The organism is Staphylococcus massiliensis CCUG 55927, from assembly GCF_000298075.1.
GTDB lineage: Bacteria > Bacillota > Bacilli > Staphylococcales > Staphylococcaceae > Staphylococcus > Staphylococcus massiliensis.
The window spans coordinates 1020982-1040221 of the sequence record NZ_JH815593.1 but is presented as its reverse complement, the minus strand read 5'-3'; the positions used below and the strand labels follow the sequence as shown (position 1 = coordinate 1040221).

21 protein-coding genes are annotated in these 19240 nt (G+C 37.3%); 11 read left to right on the top strand and 10 right to left on the bottom strand.

Going from position 1 to position 19240, the window contains the following annotated elements; translation table 11 throughout:
• Window positions 1-98: 98 nt before the first annotated feature.
• From A33S_RS0105275 to A33S_RS0105265, 3 genes are all read left to right on the top strand, one after another.
• On the top strand, window positions 99-1583 hold the full coding sequence (locus A33S_RS0105275; protein WP_009383447.1) for a leucyl aminopeptidase family protein: 1485 nt from the start codon (window positions 99-101) through the stop codon (window positions 1581-1583).
• A 154-nt stretch (window positions 1584-1737) separates the two neighbouring features.
• Window positions 1738-3054 (top strand): Na+/H+ antiporter family protein, encoded by a 1317-nt coding sequence (locus A33S_RS0105270; protein ID WP_009383449.1) that lies wholly within the window; start codon window positions 1738-1740, stop codon window positions 3052-3054.
• A gap of 30 nt (window positions 3055-3084) precedes the next feature.
• The gene (locus A33S_RS0105265) at window positions 3085-3465 is read left to right on the top strand and encodes a PaaI family thioesterase (protein WP_009383451.1); all 381 of its coding nucleotides are present in this window, start codon (window positions 3085-3087) and stop codon (window positions 3463-3465) included.
• Window positions 3466-3712: 247 nt separating this feature from the next.
• Here A33S_RS0105265 and A33S_RS0105260 read toward each other — a convergent pair whose 3' ends face one another.
• From A33S_RS0105260 to kapB, 9 genes are all read right to left on the bottom strand, one after another.
• The gene (locus tag A33S_RS0105260; RefSeq protein WP_009383453.1) at window positions 3713-4054 is read right to left on the bottom strand and encodes a Na+/H+ antiporter subunit G1; all 342 of its coding nucleotides are present in this window, start codon (window positions 4052-4054) and stop codon (window positions 3713-3715) included.
• Entirely contained in the window at window positions 4032-4325 is a 294-nt protein-coding gene (locus A33S_RS0105255; RefSeq protein WP_009383455.1) for a Na(+)/H(+) antiporter subunit F1, read from the bottom strand. Before A33S_RS0105255 ends, A33S_RS0105260 begins: the two co-directional genes overlap by 23 nt.
• Window positions 4325-4804, bottom strand: coding sequence for a Na+/H+ antiporter subunit E (locus A33S_RS0105250; protein ID WP_009383457.1), 480 nt, complete (start codon window positions 4802-4804; stop codon window positions 4325-4327). Before A33S_RS0105250 ends, A33S_RS0105255 begins: the two co-directional genes overlap by 1 nt.
• Before the next feature lies 1 nt (window position 4805).
• A complete protein-coding gene (locus A33S_RS0105245) occupies window positions 4806-6302 on the bottom strand; it encodes a Na+/H+ antiporter subunit D (protein ID WP_009383458.1) in 1497 nt (498 codons plus the stop codon).
• Window positions 6295-6639, bottom strand: coding sequence for a Na+/H+ antiporter Mnh1 subunit C (gene mnhC1 / locus A33S_RS0105240; protein ID WP_009383459.1), 345 nt, complete (start codon window positions 6637-6639; stop codon window positions 6295-6297). The genes A33S_RS0105245 and mnhC1 overlap by 8 nt, the downstream gene beginning before the upstream one ends.
• Entirely contained in the window at window positions 6639-7067 is a 429-nt protein-coding gene (locus A33S_RS0105235; protein WP_009383460.1) for a Na(+)/H(+) antiporter subunit B, read from the bottom strand. Before A33S_RS0105235 ends, mnhC1 begins: the two co-directional genes overlap by 1 nt.
• Window positions 7048-9465, bottom strand: coding sequence for a Na+/H+ antiporter subunit A (locus tag A33S_RS0105230; RefSeq protein ID WP_009383461.1), 2418 nt, complete (start codon window positions 9463-9465; stop codon window positions 7048-7050). The genes A33S_RS0105235 and A33S_RS0105230 overlap by 20 nt, the downstream gene beginning before the upstream one ends.
• Window positions 9466-9674: 209 nt before the next feature.
• Window positions 9675-10076: a hypothetical protein gene (locus tag A33S_RS0105225; RefSeq protein WP_009383462.1), complete on the bottom strand. Its 402-nt coding sequence runs from the start codon at window positions 10074-10076 to the stop codon at window positions 9675-9677.
• 35 nt (window positions 10077-10111) lie between these two features.
• Entirely contained in the window at window positions 10112-10492 is a 381-nt protein-coding gene (kapB, locus tag A33S_RS0105220) for a sporulation phosphorelay system protein KapB (protein WP_009383463.1), read from the bottom strand.
• A gap of 72 nt (window positions 10493-10564) precedes the next feature.
• Between kapB and A33S_RS0105215 the strand changes: the two genes are divergently transcribed.
• From A33S_RS0105215 to ygs, 5 genes are all read left to right on the top strand, one after another.
• Window positions 10565-11158, top strand: coding sequence for a peptidylprolyl isomerase (locus tag A33S_RS0105215; RefSeq protein ID WP_009383464.1), 594 nt, complete (start codon window positions 10565-10567; stop codon window positions 11156-11158).
• Between the two features lie 23 nt (window positions 11159-11181).
• The gene (locus A33S_RS0105210) at window positions 11182-11442 is read left to right on the top strand and encodes a DUF1871 family protein (RefSeq protein WP_009383465.1); all 261 of its coding nucleotides are present in this window, start codon (window positions 11182-11184) and stop codon (window positions 11440-11442) included.
• Window positions 11443-11917: 475 nt separating this feature from the next.
• The gene (fmdA, locus tag A33S_RS0105205; RefSeq protein ID WP_009383466.1) at window positions 11918-13111 is read left to right on the top strand and encodes a formamidase; all 1194 of its coding nucleotides are present in this window, start codon (window positions 11918-11920) and stop codon (window positions 13109-13111) included.
• On the top strand, window positions 13111-13380 hold the full coding sequence (locus tag A33S_RS0105200) for an FmdB family zinc ribbon protein (RefSeq protein WP_009383467.1): 270 nt from the start codon (window positions 13111-13113) through the stop codon (window positions 13378-13380). Before fmdA ends, A33S_RS0105200 begins: the two co-directional genes overlap by 1 nt.
• A gap of 126 nt (window positions 13381-13506) precedes the next feature.
• Window positions 13507-13875, top strand: a complete 369-nt coding sequence (ygs, locus tag A33S_RS0105195) for a S1 domain-containing post-transcriptional regulator Ygs (RefSeq protein ID WP_009383468.1) — start codon at window positions 13507-13509, stop codon at window positions 13873-13875.
• 192 nt (window positions 13876-14067) lie between these two features.
• Here ygs and fosB read toward each other — a convergent pair whose 3' ends face one another.
• Window positions 14068-14481 carry a FosB/FosD family fosfomycin resistance bacillithiol transferase gene (gene fosB, locus A33S_RS0105190; protein ID WP_009383469.1) on the bottom strand — a complete coding sequence of 138 codons (414 nt, stop codon included), beginning with the start codon at window positions 14479-14481 and terminating at the stop codon, window positions 14068-14070.
• Between the two features lie 289 nt (window positions 14482-14770).
• Between fosB and pruA the strand changes: the two genes are divergently transcribed.
• The 3 genes from pruA (at window position 14771) to A33S_RS0105175 (ending at window position 19055) form a co-directional block, all read left to right on the top strand.
• Entirely contained in the window at window positions 14771-16315 is a 1545-nt protein-coding gene (gene pruA, locus A33S_RS0105185) for an L-glutamate gamma-semialdehyde dehydrogenase (protein WP_009383471.1), read from the top strand.
• A 174-nt stretch (window positions 16316-16489) separates the two neighbouring features.
• Window positions 16490-17683: an ornithine--oxo-acid transaminase gene (locus tag A33S_RS0105180; protein WP_009383472.1), complete on the top strand. Its 1194-nt coding sequence runs from the start codon at window positions 16490-16492 to the stop codon at window positions 17681-17683.
• Window positions 17684-17810: 127 nt separating this feature from the next.
• Window positions 17811-19055 (top strand): Glu/Leu/Phe/Val family dehydrogenase, encoded by a 1245-nt coding sequence (locus tag A33S_RS0105175; protein WP_009383473.1) that lies wholly within the window; start codon window positions 17811-17813, stop codon window positions 19053-19055.
• The last annotated feature ends 185 nt before the right edge of the window (window positions 19056-19240 follow it).

Sequence of the window (19240 nt, the reverse complement as noted above, 5' to 3'; positions counted from 1 at the left end):
TTCCTTGAGAGCTCGCCAGTAAGTAACTGGCGAGCTACTAAGAAACAGGATAAATGTCTTAGACCCGTTATTTATATCAACAAAGGGGAGCGATATAAGTGAAATATTCTATCGATCAAATATACAATATTAAGACAGAAACGATGATTATTGGGATTCCAACGCATCTAAATCAAATGCCTCATTACGACGACATCAACGCTTTATTCGAAACATCCCTTCAAGATTTAAAACAACATCATGTGATTGAATCAGAATTAGGCCAGGTACGATCAACCATCGCGAAAGTTAACGATAACTTGGTTCGTTTGATTTCGGTTGGTGTAGGTAATCGTAATCACTTAACATATGCCGACTACTTAAAAATCTTTGGATATTTATTCCAATATCTTAAGGATAATCGCATCTCGTCTTACGATATCTTCTTCGATACTTTCTTATCCAACCAAGTTCCTGATGAAGAGGTAGCGGCGACGTTTGGCTTACAAAGCGAACAAGCGATTTATGAATTCGATAATTACAAATCAAATAAAAAGCCACCATTCAAAATGGATGTACATATTGCGTCAGAAGCGCGTAACCTAAGTGCTTCTATTGAAGAAGGAAAAGTCATCGGTGAATCTATTAATATTGCACGTAATTTCAGTAACATGCCGCCAAATATCCTTACACCGGACTACTTTGCCGAAGAGGTGAAAGGGCTTTTCAAAGGAGGAAATGTTGAAGTTGATATTAAGGATGAGCACGCGATTGAACAAGAAGGCTTCGGATTACTCCAAGCAGTGGGCAAGGGTTCCATTAACCCGCCTCGATTGGTGACGCTCACATACAAGGGTGCGAAAGACGACGTTGCACCTGTTGCCTTAGTAGGTAAAGGGATCACATATGACTCAGGTGGCTACTCGATTAAATCGAAACAAGGTATGCCTACGATGAAATTCGATATGTGTGGTGCGAGCAATGTCATCGGCATGATGAATGCGATCGCTAAACTCGAATTACCGATTAACGTTGTCGGCGTTATTGCGATGGCTGAGAACATGATTAGTAACCGCGCTATGAAGCCAGACGATGTGTTTACGGCATTAAGCGGTGAAACAGTTGAAGTGCCGAATACAGACGCTGAAGGGCGCTTAGTCTTAGGTGACGCCGTATTCTATAGCAATCAGTTTCAACCTCGTCTCATTCTAGACTTTGCGACGTTAACGGGCGCGTCAGTAGTCGCACTAGGTAGTGACAAGGCAGCTGTTATGAACCATCAAGCTCAAAACGAACGCGATGGCATTTTAAAGGAAGCCGCGTATCGCGATGAATTCTTATTCGAACTGCCGATTACATCAACAGAGCGCCAAGCGATTCGTCGTTCTGATGTAGCAGATTTAACCAATCACGTTAATGCCCATGGAAAAGCCCTGTTCGCGGCAGCCTTTGTAACGCACTTTAGTGGCGAGACGCCGCATTTACACTTTGATATTGCAGGTCCAGCTACTACTTCAAAAGCCTCTCATAAAGGTCCTAAAGGTCCAACAGGTTACTTAATTCAATTGGTTGTAAATTGGATAAAAAATGAAAGCCAACAGTAATCAAAAGGTTTATATTGAAGCACGGCGAGTGTCGGAGTCCAAGCGACTTCACACTCGCCTTTTTTAATAAAAAATCGAAGTTGACAGGTTGCTTGTAAATTGGTAGGATAAATCATAACGCTTTAGTACGATAATGAATTAAAGGAGTGGGCGTATGATCAATGCGGTTGTCATAGCCGTAATTTTAATGATTGTACTGTGTCTACTGCGCATCAATGTAGTGATTAGTTTGTTTATAAGTGCGTTAGTTGGCGGTATGATTTCAGGCTTAAAGATAAATAAAGTGATTGAAGTATTTAGTAAAAATATTGTCGATGGAGCAGAAGTGGCGCTAAGTTATGCCTTACTTGGTGGGTTTGCGGCGCTGATTTCATATAGTGGCATCACGGATTACCTTGTACTTAAGGTGATTCAATCGATTAAAGCAAAGGATAATAAAGCATCACGTATTAAAGTTAAAGTGAGTATTATCATTGCTTTACTCGCACTTAGTGTTATGAGTCAAAACGTGATACCCGTACACATTGCTTTCATCCCAATTGTTGTACCACCATTATTAAGTTTATTTAATGAACTTCAAATTGATCGTCGTTTAATTGCGATGATTATTGGATTTGGACTTTGTTTCCCATATGTACTCCTACCATTTGGGTTTGGTCATATTTTCCACGAAATTATCACAAAGGCTTTTCATAAAGCGAACCATGACATGAACATTACAATGGTTTGGAAGGCGATGTTAATCCCTTCTCTCGGTTATATCGCGGGGCTTATCATGGCGTTCTTTGTCTTTAGAAAGAAGAGAACGTATCACCAGAATGATGACAAATTAGATACGACGAATATTTCGCTGAAACCTAAAGTGATTGTGACAACTGTAGTTGCGATTTTAGCGACGTTTATTACGCAAATGTTGACGGATTCTATGATCTTCGGTGCGCTTGCAGGGGTGTTAATCTTCTTCATCTCTGGGGTGTACAAGTGGAAAGACTTAGATGACGAATTTATCAAAGGTATTCAGCTAATGGCGTATATTGGCGTGGTTATCTTAACTGCGAATGGCTTTGCGGGGGTTATGAATGAGACTGGCGATATTGATGATCTAGTAAAAGCCCTTACGACGTTATCAAGTGGAAATAAGTTATTTAGCGTTGTGTTGATGTATGTTATCGGATTAATCGTGACATTAGGTATTGGTTCATCCTTTGCGACGATACCGATTATTGCGGCATTATTTATTCCGTTCGGTGAATCTATTGGTTTAAGTACCATGGCATTAATCGCGTTAATTGGTACGGCGAGTGCGCTTGGTGATTCAGGTTCACCTGCAAGTGATTCGACGCTAGGGCCTACAGCAGGTTTAAATATGGATGGTCAGCACGACCATATTCGTGATACATGTATTCCGAACTTTGTATTTTACAATATCCCTTTAATTATTTTTGGTACAATAGCAGCGATGGTACTTTAAAGGTATATGTGAAATCAGGAGGACTTAAATATGGATTTTTTAAAGGCTTTTCAAATAGAAGTTGTGGAACAAGAAAGCGGATATATCAAGCTTAAGATGCCGATTACAGATATGGCGAAGCAACCTTTCGGATATCTACATGGCGGTGTGTCTATGGCACTTGGTGAAACGGCTTGTTCAATGGGATCGTTGAATATGATCGATTCAAATCAATTTATTCCCTTAGGTCAAGAAATGAATGCGAACCATATTAAGTCTGAACGAGAAGGTTATATATATTGTACTGCGCGCATTATTCATGAAGGACGCACGCAACATATTTGGGATATTCAAATTATGAATGAGGCTTCTGAATTGTTATGTGTGATGCGAGGCACGATTATGATTAAACCACTTCGAAAAGGACAATAAGCAACTCAATTAACTAAAAAAATTCCCGGTTTCAAGGCACGTCTCAAGCGTGCTTGTGAAACCGGGATTTTTCTTATTGGGCTTGAGATACATACCACACAATTCCCTTAAAACAGCATGCTTTCCTGGGGCGTGGCTGGAGCCTGTAGTCTCCAGACTCACGCTACTCCCCTAGGAGTCAGCTGTTTTAATAAATTGTGTATGTTAAAGCTAAATGCTCTATTTCACAAGTTATATCTCAAGCGCTTTAATCTTTATCTTTAATTTCGTCTAATTTAGTACGTTTGGTATAAGGTGTGCCTAGGTTATAAGCTGCTTTCATAACCAAATGGCTTGATAGTGGTCCTGTTATAAACACGAAGAATAAACCAATCAGAATTTGGAAATTCACGTAGCCTTCTTCGCCGATAAAGAATAAGAAGACACCGAGTAATAACAGCATTGAACCAAGTGTTGAAGCTTTACCTGCAGCGTGACTTCTAGAATATACGTCAGGGAGGCGAAGTAAGCCTATAGCTGAAAATGCGCTGAATAACGAACCTAAAATAACTAAGATAATTACGATACTAATTACGATCGTTGCGATCATTTTCAATCACCTGACCTTTCTGCATGTATTTGGCGAATACGGCTGTTCCTAAGAAGGCTAAGATACCGATTAACAGTATGGCTACAATCATATGGTGCGTATCGAGTAATATCGAGAATAAACCAACTGTAGCCATTAACTGAATACCGAGTGCATCTAGTGCTACGACGCGGTCGGCTAGGGTAGGACCAAGAATAACTCGAACTAAAATTGCTAACATGGACAGTGCAACAATAATCAATGCGATAACAATAAAAATTTTATAATCCATTATAGTTCGCCTACCTCTCTCACCGCTTTTTCAAGCGATGTTTTAATTCCTTCGACTTCTTCTTCCTTAGTACTAAAGTCTACGCAGTGAATATACAGTTTCTTGCGGTCATCACTAACGCCTAATACGACGGTACCTGGTGTTAACGTGATGAGGTTTGCAAGTAACACGATTTCCCAATCTTTCTTTAATTCAGTTTCATATTCGAAAAATGCGGGTTCGTTTTGAATCTTTGGTTGAAAGATGATACGTATTACATCGACATTTGCCTTTAATAGCTCAAGTAAGAATATCAAGATGAGCTTAAAGATGCGATATAACGTAATCATGTAAAAGCGTCCGGGTAAAATATGGCGCATTAGATACACAAATGCTAAAGAGAACAGGAATCCTAATACAAAGTTATTGAGTGTATAACTGTCTGATAAGAACATCCAAAATACAGCTAAAAAGATGTTAATGACGATTTGTATGGCCATATTATTTCACCCCCATTATGCTATCAATATATGATTGTGGATCATAGAATGATACGGCTGCTTGTTCAATAAGTGGATACAATAAGTCTGCACATAATCCAAATGCGACAGTAATCACAACGGATAGAACACCAGCTGTTAAGAGCCCTTTATAATGTAAGTTTGGATTAACCTTATAACCCCTTGGTTCTCCAAAAAAGCTCGCTAAGAATATGCGCATCACTGAATATAAAACGATTAAACTTGATAGTAAAATAATGATACCACTTACGTAAAAGCCTTTTTCAAAAGTGGCCTGAACGATATAGAATTTACCGTAGAACCCACTGAACGGTGGAATACCAGCTAAACTTAAAGCTGCGATAAAGAATGCCCAGCCGAGTAACGGATAGTGTTTGATCAGTCCACCTGACTTACGAATATCTGTAGATTTCGTAATCTTATACATGATACCGATTAAGAAGAAGAGTGATGCTTTAACTAACATATCATGAAGTGTGTAGTAAATGGCACCAATCATACCACTTTCGTTCATCATCGCGACACCGACTAGTATAACGCCAATCGCAATCATAATGTTATAAATGATAATCTTCTTCGTATCATGGTAAGCTACTGCACCAACACAACCGAATATGATTGTGAGTAGGGCGAGTGCCAATATTGTATAGTGTGAAAATGATACTGTCGTATCAAAGAATAAACTTAACGTTCTAGCAATCGCATAAACCCCAACTTTAGTAAGTAAGGCACCAAAGAATGCGATAATCGCAAATGGTGGTGCGTAATAAGCACCAGGTAACCATACGTACATTGGGAATACGCCGGCCTTCGTAGCGAATACAAATATAAATAAAATGAATACGATGCTTACAAGGCCTTTTTCATGTTGAGAAAGCTCGATTAAACGTTCACTAATATGTGCTAAGTTTAACGTTCCAACTACTGAGTAGAGGATACCTACACCAATAACGAAGAATGCGGATGACACAACGTTTACGAGTAGGTACTTTACACTTTCTTGAAGCTGAATTTTAGTACCACCAATCACAAGTAAGGCATATGATGACATTAGGAATACTTCGAAGAATACGAATAGGTTAAAGATATCGCCTGTCATAAAGGCACCAATGATACCTGTTAACATAAACATAACTGCGAAATAGTAGTAATAAGTCTCCCTATGTAACCCGATGGATTGGTATGAGAATAATATGATGAGGATTGTTACTAAAATACTTGTAACGATGAGTAATCCACTAAATAAATCAACTGCAAATACGATACTGTATGGTGCTTTCCAAGAGCCAAGCTCGAGCTTAAGCGTACCATTTTGATAAACGTTAATGAGATTCCAAATTGAGAATAGGAATGTAATGAGCGTACCAAGTAAGGCAACGTAACGTTTAACAAAAGGGCGTTTACCGATGAATATGAGTATAATTGCTGTAAACATCGGTACGAGTAATGTCATGATAAGCAAATTCTCTTTAATCATCATCTTGAGGCACTCCCTTCATTTTCTCTACGTTGTCGGTACCAAGCTCTTTATAACTTCTAAAAGCTAAAACTAAGAAGAAGGCAGTAACCGCAAATGAAATTACAATTGCTGTTAAAATCAGTGCTTGTGGAATTGGATCGACATAATCGGATGTATGTTTATCATAAATCGGCACAGCACCGTCTCTTAAACTTCCCATCGTAATTAAGAATAAATTCGCTGCATGTGACAATAGTGTCGTACCAATAACAATACGAATTAAACTCTTAGATAGAATGAGGTAAACGCTAATTGAAGTTAAGATACCGCAAACGAAAATCATTAATATCTCCATTACTCATTCTCTCCAATCGTTAATATTATTGTCATTACAGTTCCGACTACCGCGAATAAGACACCTAAATCAAAGAATACAGCTGTGTGTAAGTGCATAGGTTCAAGTATGAATAATGGTATGTCGAAAGATTTATGTGTAAAGAAGTTTTTGTTAAATGTGAAACTTACTAGTGGTGTTGCGACACAAAAGAATAATCCAACACCGATTAACTTCTTAAAGTCCCAAGGGAAGATTTTACGTAGTGTTTTAACATCAAATGCGACTGCAATCATGACGAGTGCACTTGAAACAAGTAAACCACCAATAAATCCGCCGCCTGGAGTGTAGTGTCCGGCTAGGAATAAAGAGAAACCGAACAGCATAATTAAGAAGAAGATTAATATGGAAGAAAATTGGAATATCATATCATTCTTCTGGTTGTTCATTTCTCTCAATCCTTTCATAGCCATTTTTATGCTTAGCCCGAAGACGAATAAGTGTGTAAATACCTAATCCTGCAATACCTAATACAGATGATTCGAATAACGTATCGGTACCACGGAAGTCAACGAGAATAACGTTAACCATATTTTTACCTTCTGCTAAGTCATAGACGTGCTTTTGGTAAAATTCTGCAATAGATGGGAAATGCTTATTGCCGTAAGCAATTAAACCAAGTATTGTTACGACTGCACCGACACCTATTGAAATGAGTGCATTTACCACTTTAAATGAACGATCTTCGTTGTAACGACTTAAGTTTGGTAAATGATAGAAACATAATAAGAATAGTGCAGTTGAAATCGTTTCAACGACAAACTGCGTTAATGCTAAGTCAGGTGCGTTAAAGAAGATAAAGAATATCGCAACTGAGTAACCGACCGCACTTAGCATAATGATACTGAATAGTCTTGAACGTGCAAATACAATCATGATACTAGCAATTGTAATCATGACAACTGTGATTGCTTCGAACGTTCTTACTGAACTTACCTTTTCAAAATCAAGTGAAAAGTCCACGAAAATTAATGTAACTGCAGTAATTAAGATCAGCATACTGAAGATGATCACTAAGTTGTTACGAATAAAGCCAGTCATGTATGTTCGTGTAAGTTTTGTTGAATAGAATGGTGTATATCTACCGATTTGATCATACCAATTGTTCAACATGAAACGTTCAGGGTGCTTGTGTAATTTACCAACCCATCTATGAAATGTAAGAATTAACAGAATACCAAGTACGTAAATAAATAATGTTGAGAAAAACGCTGGTGTAAATCCATGGAATAAATGGAATTCTGCGTGTGCTTTGTCTGAGTGAGATATCGCGTTAGCTGCCGGTTCAATGATTGGTTTAGATAAAATGTTTGGAAATAAACCAAAACCGATAACTAAGATTGATAAGATGGTTGGTGATAAAAGCATTAACCATGATTCTTCATGAGGCGTATTAGGTAGTTTGTCTGGTTTATATGAACCTAAGAAGATACTTCCTACAAATCGAATCGAATATACAAATGTGAATACACTACCAAGAATTGCGGCAATTGGAATAAGTAATCCAATTGTATTTAAGCTAAATAATGGTGCTTGAGTAACATGAATCATTGATTCTAAGAAACTTTCTTTAGATAAGAAACCGTTGAACGGTGGTACACCTGCCATACTTAAAGCCGTAATAATTGAAAGTGTAAATGATATCGGCATGATTGTAACTAATCCGCCAAGTTTCGTAATATCTCTCGTACCACAAGCATGGTCGACAGCACCCGTAATCATGAATAGGGCACCTTTGAATGTGGCATGGTTGATTAAGTGAAAGATAGCTGCCGTGTATGCTGCTAAGTAGAGTTGACTTTCATCGCCTTGGAAATGATAGCTTACTGCACCAATTCCAAGCATGGACATAATCATACCTAACTGTGAAACTGTTGAAAAAGCTAAGATACCTTTTAAATCTTGTTGCTTTGTCGCATTGAGTGAACCCCAGAATAAAGTTACAAGGCCAAACGCCGTTACGGCCCATATGAATCCTTGTGAGATTGCGAAAATTGGTGTTACACGAGCAATTAAATAGATACCAGCTTTAACCATTGTGGCTGAGTGTAGGTAAGCACTAACTGGAGTAGGTGCTTCCATAGCATCTGGTAACCAGATGTAAAATGGGAATTGTGCTGATTTAGACATCGCACCGATAATCACAAGTACCATTGCCATGATGAATGTAGGTGAATTGTGAATCTTATCAGCATTTGCGATTAATTCAGAAACACTTAACGTCTTGCCTGCAAGTGCAAGTAAGATAAATCCACCAAGTAAACATAATCCCCCAAATACTGTAATTAACATCGACTTTTGAGCACCATATAGTGATGCTTTCTTCTCTCTCCAATAAGAAATGAGTAAGAAACTTGAGAATGATGTTAACTCCCAAAATAAATATAAAACCATTAAATTATCCGATAAAACTACCCCTAGCATTGCACCCATGAATAAGAGCAAATAACAATAGAAATTGCCAAGTTGTTCTTTTTGACTTAAATAACCGATCGAATAAAGTACAACGAGGGCGCCAATACCTGTTATCAATAGTGTGAAGAGAAAACTTAAACCGTCTAGATGAACGGCGAAGTTCATACCAATTTGTGGCATCCATTTCGCTGTTTTCTCAATCGATTGACCTGACATAATATTTTGAATATAAGTAAGAAAATATATAAATAAAATGACAGGGACAGGTAAAACAAACCAACCTAAATGTATCCGCTTATAAAACCGATACAAAATAGGAATAATGAGGGCAAATAATAACGGTAGCAAAACTGCAATATGTATTATTCCCATTATGTGTCCTCCCTTTTACTTGTATTAATTTCATTATACATGATTAATTAACTTGATAAAAACACGAATTTAATCGATAATGATTATTTAAAAAGATTTGTTAAATAGGTAGAAAGTAGAAATGAGAAAGGTAAAATTTATTTGAAACTTTTTATATTTTCTCATTAAAACTTACGATTTGATAAAAGGTTGTCTGTCTATGTGTTCATTTAACTTACTAATTTGATGACTGAAACGATGAGAGTAATGAAGCAAGTCGCGATTAAAAGATATATCGTTATCGCTTGAATGACCTCAAAGTTGCCTACAACACTGACTGCATGGTGTTCCGGTTGGTATTTAGTTAGTACATTTGTAATTTTCTTTTTACAAGAACGTCGCGCGACACTGATATAAATTAAAGCAATGATGTTGATTAAACTCGTAATAGCTAACACGATGCCGCTATTCTTGTAATCAAAGATAACTGGTAACAATAAAGTAATGGATATTACTAAAAGTAATAAGGTATCAAAGCCTTCATATTTGTTGATTTGTTTTTTAAGTATTTGTTCATCCGCATAGGGGTATTGCTCGGGTTTAAGATCACTGATATTGATGTTTTCTTTCATGTCCTATCCTCCGTTGTTAAGCGTGAAGCATTGTCTTATTTAAATTCAGTCTTGTATTGACGACCATAATCTTCCTTTAAAGTATTTAAACATTTTAAAGAAAGCGCGCTATGTTCGGTGTCTTTAGTTTTAAGTTTATCTTCAAGCGCTGTTATCGCGTCTTGAAGTGACGCTGTATACGACTGCTCTTCACCTTCAAATGGTTTAAGTCGTGACTTTGGTGTATATCGCTTTTCAAATTGGCTTAAAGCACGACGTTCATGAAAGAATACACCTTCAACATCGTTCGGGTTGTGTAAGTCACCTTGTTTCGGGTGCTTTACAACTTGCTCAATCTGAACCAATGTTTGATCAGCCTTTTCCTCTACGATAGATACAGCGTATGTACCTGTTTTATGGCTAAATTGATATAACATGTTATAAACTTCCTTTCATAAATTATGTTAGAATAGTTAATACATTAATTTTATCATGAATGGAGAATGAAGATGACAAACTTTCCTCAGTTAAGTAAAGAAATCAAAGACAACGAAATTAAAGTTGTTATGCATACAAACAAAGGTGATATGACATTAAAATTATTCCCTGATATTGCACCTAAAACAGTAGAGAACTTTGTTAAGTTATCTAAAGATGGTTATTATAACGGAATCACGTTCCACCGCGTAATCAACGACTTTATGATTCAAGGTGGCGACCCTACTGGTACTGGTATGGGTGGCGAAAGTATTTACGGTGGTTCATTTGAAGATGAGTTCTCTATGAATGCGTTTAACTTATACGGTGCTTTATCTATGGCTAACGCAGGTCCAAATACGAATGGATCTCAATTCTTCATTGTTCAAATGAAAGAACTTCCAGGTCAAATGTTAAGTCAATTAAAAGATGGCGGTTGGCCTGAAGAAATCGCGGATGCGTATAAAGAGAAAGGCGGTACACCTTGGTTAGACCAAAAACATACAGTATTCGGTCAATTAATTGAGGGTGAAGATGTCTTAGAAGATATCGCTAGTGTTAAAGTAGGCCCAAATGACAAGCCTATGTATGACGTTGTCATCGAATCAATCGATATCGACGCATAATTTACGATTGAAGGAGTTTATTTATGAATAATAATGATTTAAACATCGAATTATATAAACTCATCGCAAATTGGAATCCAATGAACTTTGATGATCCTACGCTAGGTGACGCGGAAGTGTACGAAGTGATGGATCAGGTTCATCAGCTTGGTGAACCAGATAAGATTGCTCATGAGATTCAAAACATTTACCAATTCTCGTTTGAAACGACGATTCCTTATGAACGTTGTAAAGCAATTGCAGATCAAGCGGTTGCGTTAAAAAGTAGTTGTAAGGTTAATTAATTGTAACGTCCTAACTATCATAGCTTGTATAATTGCTATGTGCGTTAGGACTTTTTTCTTTCTTGAAAAGCCCTATAAGATGGAAGTGTTTGTTTTAGTGAATACGTCTTCCGCGGATGCAAAGTCTTGAAAGTAGAATACAAAATGAGCACTTATTAAATAATGCACTTTAACTAGCTTGCTTTTATAGGGACGTGGCTTTTACAAGGAAATTTGAATCAAGGTATTTAAATAAAAAATATATAAAGGCTTCTAAGCAAACGAAACCTGGCGTGGCTTTTAAAAATAGGGAAAAATAGAAAGCTGGTGAAATGGGAAGATGTTGTAAACAAATTTAATTATTAAATCATAATAATTACGATTTAAATTATTTCATTATAAATCAATATCGACTTAATAAAGATATGTTACAATTGTAATTAACAGAAAATTCAGACACATAATCAATTTAAAACTTTAGTAGGGGGAATTTATTATGCCAAAGAAGTTATTTAACGTTGATTTAAACAAAACTATGGACAAACAGGACCATCCAGGACATAACCGTTGGCACCCGGATATTCCAGCGGCGTTCTCAGTAGATCCAGGTGAGTCATTTAGAATGGAATGTTTAGACTGGACTGACGGTCAAATTTCTAACAATGACGACCCAAGTGATATCAAACACGTTAACTTAAATCGTGTACACGTATTAAGTGGTCCAGTTCATGTTAACGGTGTTGAACCAGGTGATTTATTAGTTGTAGATATCTTAGACATTGGTGCTTTCGATGAACATAAATGGGGCTTCAATGGTATCTTTGATAAAACTAACGGCGGTAGTTTCTTAGTTGACCATTATCCAAATGCGGCTAAATCTATTTGGGACTTTAACGGTATCTATGCGACAAGCCGTCACGTACCAGGCGTTGAATTTGCTGGTATTATTCACCCAGGTTTAATTGGTGTTGCACCATCTCAAGATATGTTAGATGAGTGGAATCGTCGTGAAAAGGCACTTGTAGATAAAGATCCTCACCGCGAACCACCTTTAGCTAATTTACCTGACACTGATGCAGTTGTTGCAGGTACTTTAAAAGGTAAAGACTTTGAACGTGTTGCTAAAGAAGGTGCACGTACGGTTCCGCCACGTGAAAATGGTGGTAACTGTGATATCAAAAACTTATCTAAAGGTTCACGCGTTTACTTCCCAGTATTCGTTGATGGTGCTAAATTATCAGTAGGTGACATCCACTTCTCACAAGGTGATGGTGAAATTACATTCTGTGGCGGTATTGAAATGCCAGGTTGGATCGAATTACGCGTAAACGTGATCAAAGGCGGCATGGATAAATACAACATCAAACGTAACCCAGCGTTTAACCCAGGTCCAGTTATGCCAAACTATCAAGATTACATCGTATTCGAAGGTATCTCAGTTAATGAATTTAGTGGTGATCAAACATACTTAGATGCAAACACAGCATACCGTAATGCTTGTTTAAATGCGATCGAATTCCTCAAAACACGTGGCTTTACAGGTGAACAAGCTTACATGTTACTTGGTTCTGCGCCTATGCAAGGTAACGTTGCAGGCATTGTTGATATTCCGAACTCTTGTTGTACAGTTGCTTTACCTAAAGAGATCTTCAATAAAGGCGTATTACCTGACATGGAGCCAGATGAGTAATGCCAAGTTACACATATGAATGTGCGAACTGCGGTTCATTTAACTTACGTCAGTCTATAAAGGATAACCACGAAGTTGCGAAGTGCCCGAATTGCGACGAAATGGCGAAACGTGTCTTTGTGCCTTTTCAGACGTATTCAATGGACCAAAATCTTAAAAAGCGTATTGAACGCGGTAAGACACCACGCGTCGTTAGTGGTGATAAACTGATGAAGAATAAGCCACGACGTAATAATAATGCGCAACGACCTTGGATGACAGGTCATTAAACCACTTCTTGAAAAGTAAAGCAATAAAAAGATTAAGATAAATTCAACGTATTCGTTCGTACTGCCTACTAATTTATGCTATGATTATTGTGTTAACATATCAAACGAGTTTAAGGGGTTATATTGTTGAATAATCAGTATAAAGTAGGTCAACATGTAAAAGTACGTGTTACTGGTGTTCAACCCTATGGTGCTTTTGTTGAAACCCCTGACAATACTGAAGGTTTAATTCATATTTCTGAAGTTATGGATGATTACGTCCATAATATTAAAAAATTATTGTCTGAAGGACAAATTGTAAAAGCTAAAATTCTATCTATTGATCATGAAGGAAAACTGAATTTGTCTCTTAAAGATAACGATTACTTTAAGAACTATGAACGTAAGAAATCAAAACGTTCAGTGTTGGAAGAAATCGAAGAAACTGAAGTTTATGGGTTTCAAACGTTAAAAGAAAGATTACCGAAATGGGTTAAACAATCAAAACAGCAGTGACATTAAAGCACGAAGATAAACCACTTACGTAGAGGAAGCGTAAGTGGTTTTTTTGTGTTTAATACAAAAATGCATGTTAAATAACTTTTCTTAGAGAAAACTTTATGCGTTATATGTAATGTATAGTAAGTATTTTCTTAATTAAATTTGAAGATTAAATCAGGGGAGTACTAGTTTAGAATAATGTAGTAATTAATAAAATCTCATATGAGGTTTTGCTTCTTTATAATATTTTATTCTATCATCAAGAGTCCCTGTGTGTAGTTCTAATTTATGACCATCAGGATCCGTAAAATAAATAGATTTCTTATCACGCTCGTCTCTTGTTCTTCCTTCAAGAATATTTACTTCGTTTTCAACTAACCATTCATACCATTCTTCAAAAGCATTTTCCTCAATTGAAAAAGCTATATGCGTATAAGAATACTTTATTTCATCGCGAGGTATGTCTTTTTCTTCATTCAATGCTAACCATATGCCTGCTAAATCTAAATATGCTGAGGAATGACCTTCTACTATCAATTTGGCTTTTAAAATGTGATTGTAAAAATAAATAGAGCGCTTTAAATCAGATACTGAAAACGTAATATGATTGATACCTTGCATAAGAAACTATCCTTTCTTAAGTAGATTCCAGGGTAGGTTAAAAAGTTATACTTTAAGATTGATAGTTTTAATGTATCACATAAATCTATGCGTTTAAGCCTCTAAATGATTTACACCTAAAAATACAATTTGCTCATTATTTGTCATATTAAGGTGATGTAGGTGTGTAATTTAACCCGATTTTTAAATCATTTAAATTTTCTGTGTTTTTCGCTTTTAATCGCTAATATTATATGTCATTATAAGTATGTAAGGGTTTTCCTAAAATAAAACAAGGGGGATTTAATAAATGATTCCATATAAACATGAACCATTCACAGATTTCACGAAACAGGAGAATCGTGAAGCCTATGAAAAAGCTTTAGAAAAGGTTAAGCAAGAACTTGGTAAAGAGTATCCATTAATCATTAATGGTGAACGTATCTATACTGATGACAAAACACGTTCTTACAACCCATCTAATAAAGAAGAAACAATCGGTTATGTTTCTAAAGCGAGTGCAGAGCATGCAGATAAAGCTGTTGCAGCTGCAAAAGAAGCTTTCCAAACTTGGCGCACAGTAGATCCTAAGACTAGAGCTGACATTTTATTCAGAGCGGCAGCAATTACACGTCGTCGTAAACATGAATTCTCAGCTTTATTATCTTTAGAAGGCGGTAAGCCATGGAAAGAAGCAGACGCAGATACAGCTGAAGCTATTGACTTTATGGAATATTACGGCCGTCAAATGCTTGAATTAAAAGACGGTAAGAAAGTTGAATCACGTCCAGGTGAATATAACCAATTCGATTACTTACCAATCGGCGTAAGTGTTGTTATCTCTCCATGGAACTTTGCTTATGCAATCATGGCTGGTACGACTGCAGCTCCAGTTGTAACTGGTAACACTGTAGTATTAAAACCATCTTCAAACACACCAGTAATATCTTACAAATTCATGGAAGTGTTAGAAGAAGCAGGATTACCTAAAGGTGTTGTAAACTGGGTACCAGGTTCTTCAAGAGATATTGGTGATGTATTAGTTGAGCATAAAGATGTAGGTTTAATCTCATTCACAGGTTCTAAGAAAGTCGGAACTGACATTATGCAAAAAGCTTCTAAAATCCAAGACGGTCAAGCTCACCTTAAGCGCGTAATCGCTGAAATGGGTGGTAAAGATACAATCGTTGTAGATAGCGAAGCAGACTTACAAGTCGCTACAGATGCGATCATCTACTCAGCATTTGGCTTCTCTGGTCAAAAATGTTCAGCTTGTTCACGTGTTATCGCTGACGAAAAAATCTATGACGAGTTAGTAGAAAAAGTTAAAGCTGAAACTGAAAAATTAACAGTTGGTGACGCTTCAAGCTACGATAACTTCATGGGTCCTGTTATCGATGAAAAATCAATCAACAAAATCAAAGAATACATTGAAATCGGTAAACAAGAAGGTCGCTTAGTTGCAGGTGGTAACACTGACGAATCTAAAGGTAACTTCGTTTACCCAACAGTATTCGCTGACGTTAAACACGATAGCCGTATCATGCAAGAAGAAATCTTCGGTCCAGTTGTAGGTTTCTCTAAAGCAAAAGACTTCGACCAAGCTATCGAATTTGCTAATGATACTGAGTACGGTTTAACAGGTGCTGTAATTTCAAACAACAGAATGAAATTAGAACAAGCGCGCCGTGACTTCATGGTAGGTAACTTATACTTCAACCGTGGTTGCACAGGTGCAATCGTTGGTTACCAACCATTCGGTGGTTTCAAAATGTCTGGTACAGACTCTAAAGCTGGTGGACCAGATTACCTTGTTCTTCACTTACAAGGTCGCACAGTTTCTGAAGCACTTTAATTTTAAATTAGAATTTACTAAACATTGTTGAATAGATAAATGACGTAGGGTAAATAAGCATTTTAGAACGTCCTCGATTGTATCGCTGTAAATTTAAATTTGTAGTGGTACAATTGTGGTAACGTTCCAATAGGGTGTGACATTTACCCTACAATTTTGTAAAGGGGAGATATAATGACTAAGTCAGAACAAATTATTGAACAAACAAACCATTTTGGTGCGCACAACTACTTACCGCTACCAATCGTAATTTCAGAAGCTGAAGGGGTTTGGGTTAAAGACCCAGAAGGCAATAAATACATGGATATGTTATCTGCTTATTCTGCAGTAAACCAAGGACATAGACATCCTAAAATTATCCAAGCACTTAAAGATCAGGCTGAAAAAGCGACACTTGTTTCACGTGCTTTTCACAGTGACAACCTAGGTGAATGGTATGAAAAAATCTGTAAAATCTCTGGTAAAAACAAAGCATTACCAATGAATACAGGTGCTGAAGCGGTTGAGACTGCACTTAAAGCAGCACGTCGTTGGGCTTACGAAGTTAAAGGTATCGAGCCAAACCAAGCAGAAGTTGTAGCAATGAACGGTAACTTCCACGGTCGTACAATGGCTCCAGTTTCTTTATCTTCAGAAAAGGAATACCAACGCGGTTATGGTCCTTTATTAGAAGGTTTCGTTAAAGTTGACTTCGGTAACATCGATCAATTAAAAGAAGCAATCAACGAAAACACTGCAGCAGTACTTGTTGAACCTATCCAAGGTGAAGCTGGTATCAACATTCCACCAGAAGGTTACTTAAAACAAATCCGCGAATTATGTGATGAGCATAATGTATTATTCATTGCGGACGAAATCCAAGCTGGTTTAGCACGTTCTGGTAAATTATTCGCTACAGATTGGGATAACGTTAAACCTGATGTTTACATCTTAGGAAAAGCCCTAGGCGGCGGTGTACTTCCAATTTCTGTAGTATTAGCAGATGAAGAAGTACTAGGTGTATTCTCTCCAGGTTCTCACGGTTCTACATTCGGTGGTAACCCATTAGCATGTGCGGTTTCAATGGCTGCATTAGACGTTATTATTGACGAAGATTTAGCAGGTCGCTCATTAGAACTTGGTGAATACTTCAAATCAGAATTACAAAAAATTGAAAACCCAGTTATTAAAGAAGTACGTGGACGCGGCTTATTCATCGGGGTTGAATTAAACGAAAACGCAAGACCTTATTGTGAAAAACTTAAAGAACTCGGTATTCTATGTAAAGAAACACATGAAACAGTAATTCGTTTTGCACCACCACTTATCATTTCAAAAGAAGAATTAGATTTCGCAATTGATAAAGTTAAGCAAGTATTCGAACAATAATAAAGCGTTTTCATTTTCTTATGAAATTTGTAAAATTAAGCAATTAAATCCCTTTTAAAAAGGTGTGCTTATGTTACAATAGTTTTGAAAGCGAAAACAATGATAGGAAAAAGAGGCGAATAGGATCATGACTGAAAAGAACAATTTAGTGACTTCCACGCAAGAAATTATTAAAGAAGCAATGAATAAACTTGGCTTTGATGATGGGATGTATGATTTAGTCAAAGAACCTTTACGTTTCTTAACTGTACGTATCCCTGTGCGTATGGATGATGGTACAGTTAAAACGTTTACAGGTTACCGTGCACAACACAACGATGCTGTTGGACCAACTAAAGGTGGGGTTCGCTTCCACCCAGACGTTGATGAAGAAGAAGTTAAAGCATTATCAATGTGGATGACATTGAAGTGCGGTATCGTTGATTTACCATACGGTGGTGGTAAAGGCGGTATCATTTGTGACCCAAGACAAATGAGTATCCATGAAGTTGAACGTTTATCACGTGGCTACGTACGTGCAATTTCACAATTCGTAGGACCAGCAAAAGATATTCCGGCACCAGACGTATTCACTAACTCTCAAATTATGGCTTGGATGATGGACGAATACAGTGCTATCGATGAATTCAATTCACCAGGTTTCATCACTGGTAAACCAATTGTATTAGGTGGTTCACAAGGCCGTGACCGTTCTACTGCATTGGGTGTTGTAATTGCAATCGAAGAAGCTGCTAAACGTCGTGATATGAAACTTGAAGGTTCACGCGTAGTAATCCAAGGTTTCGGTAACGCAGGTAGTTTCCTTGCTAAATTCTTATACGACCGTGGTGCTAAAATCGTAGGTATCTCAGATGCTTATGGTGCATTACACGACCCAGAAGGTTTAGACATCGACTACTTATTAGACCGTCGTGATAGCTTCGGTACAGTAACAAACCTGTTCGATGACACAATTTCAAACCAAGAATTATTCGAACTTGATTGTGACATCTTAGTACCAGCAGCTATTGCTAACCAAATCACAGAAGACAATGCTAACGATATTAAAGCAAGCATCGTAGTTGAAGCGGCTAACGGTCCAACTACACCAGCTGCTACACGTATCTTAACTGAACGTGATGTATTATTAGTACCAGACGTATTAGCAAGTGCTGGTGGCGTAACAGTTTCTTACTTTGAATGGGTACAAAATAACCAAGGTTATTATTGGTCAGAAGAAGAAGTTTACGAAAAAATGAACGACAAGCTTGTAACAGCTTTCGATACAATCTACACATTAGCTCAAAACCGTAAAATCGACATGCGTTTAGCGGCGTATATCGTAGGTATCAAACGTACTGCTGAAGCAGCACGTTACCGTGGTTGGGCATAATTTAAATTCAGTAAAACCTGAACCCTATGTGGTTCAGGTTTTTTCTATTTTGCGCGGTTTTAGTGAAAATGGGTGATTTAGTAGGATTGGTTTAGTTTAAGAAGTAGGGGTTTAAGAGGTGCTGGCGGTTTATGCTGATGTATTTAGGTTTGAAGGGGGTTGGCCGGGAGCCGTTATGCGAAAGA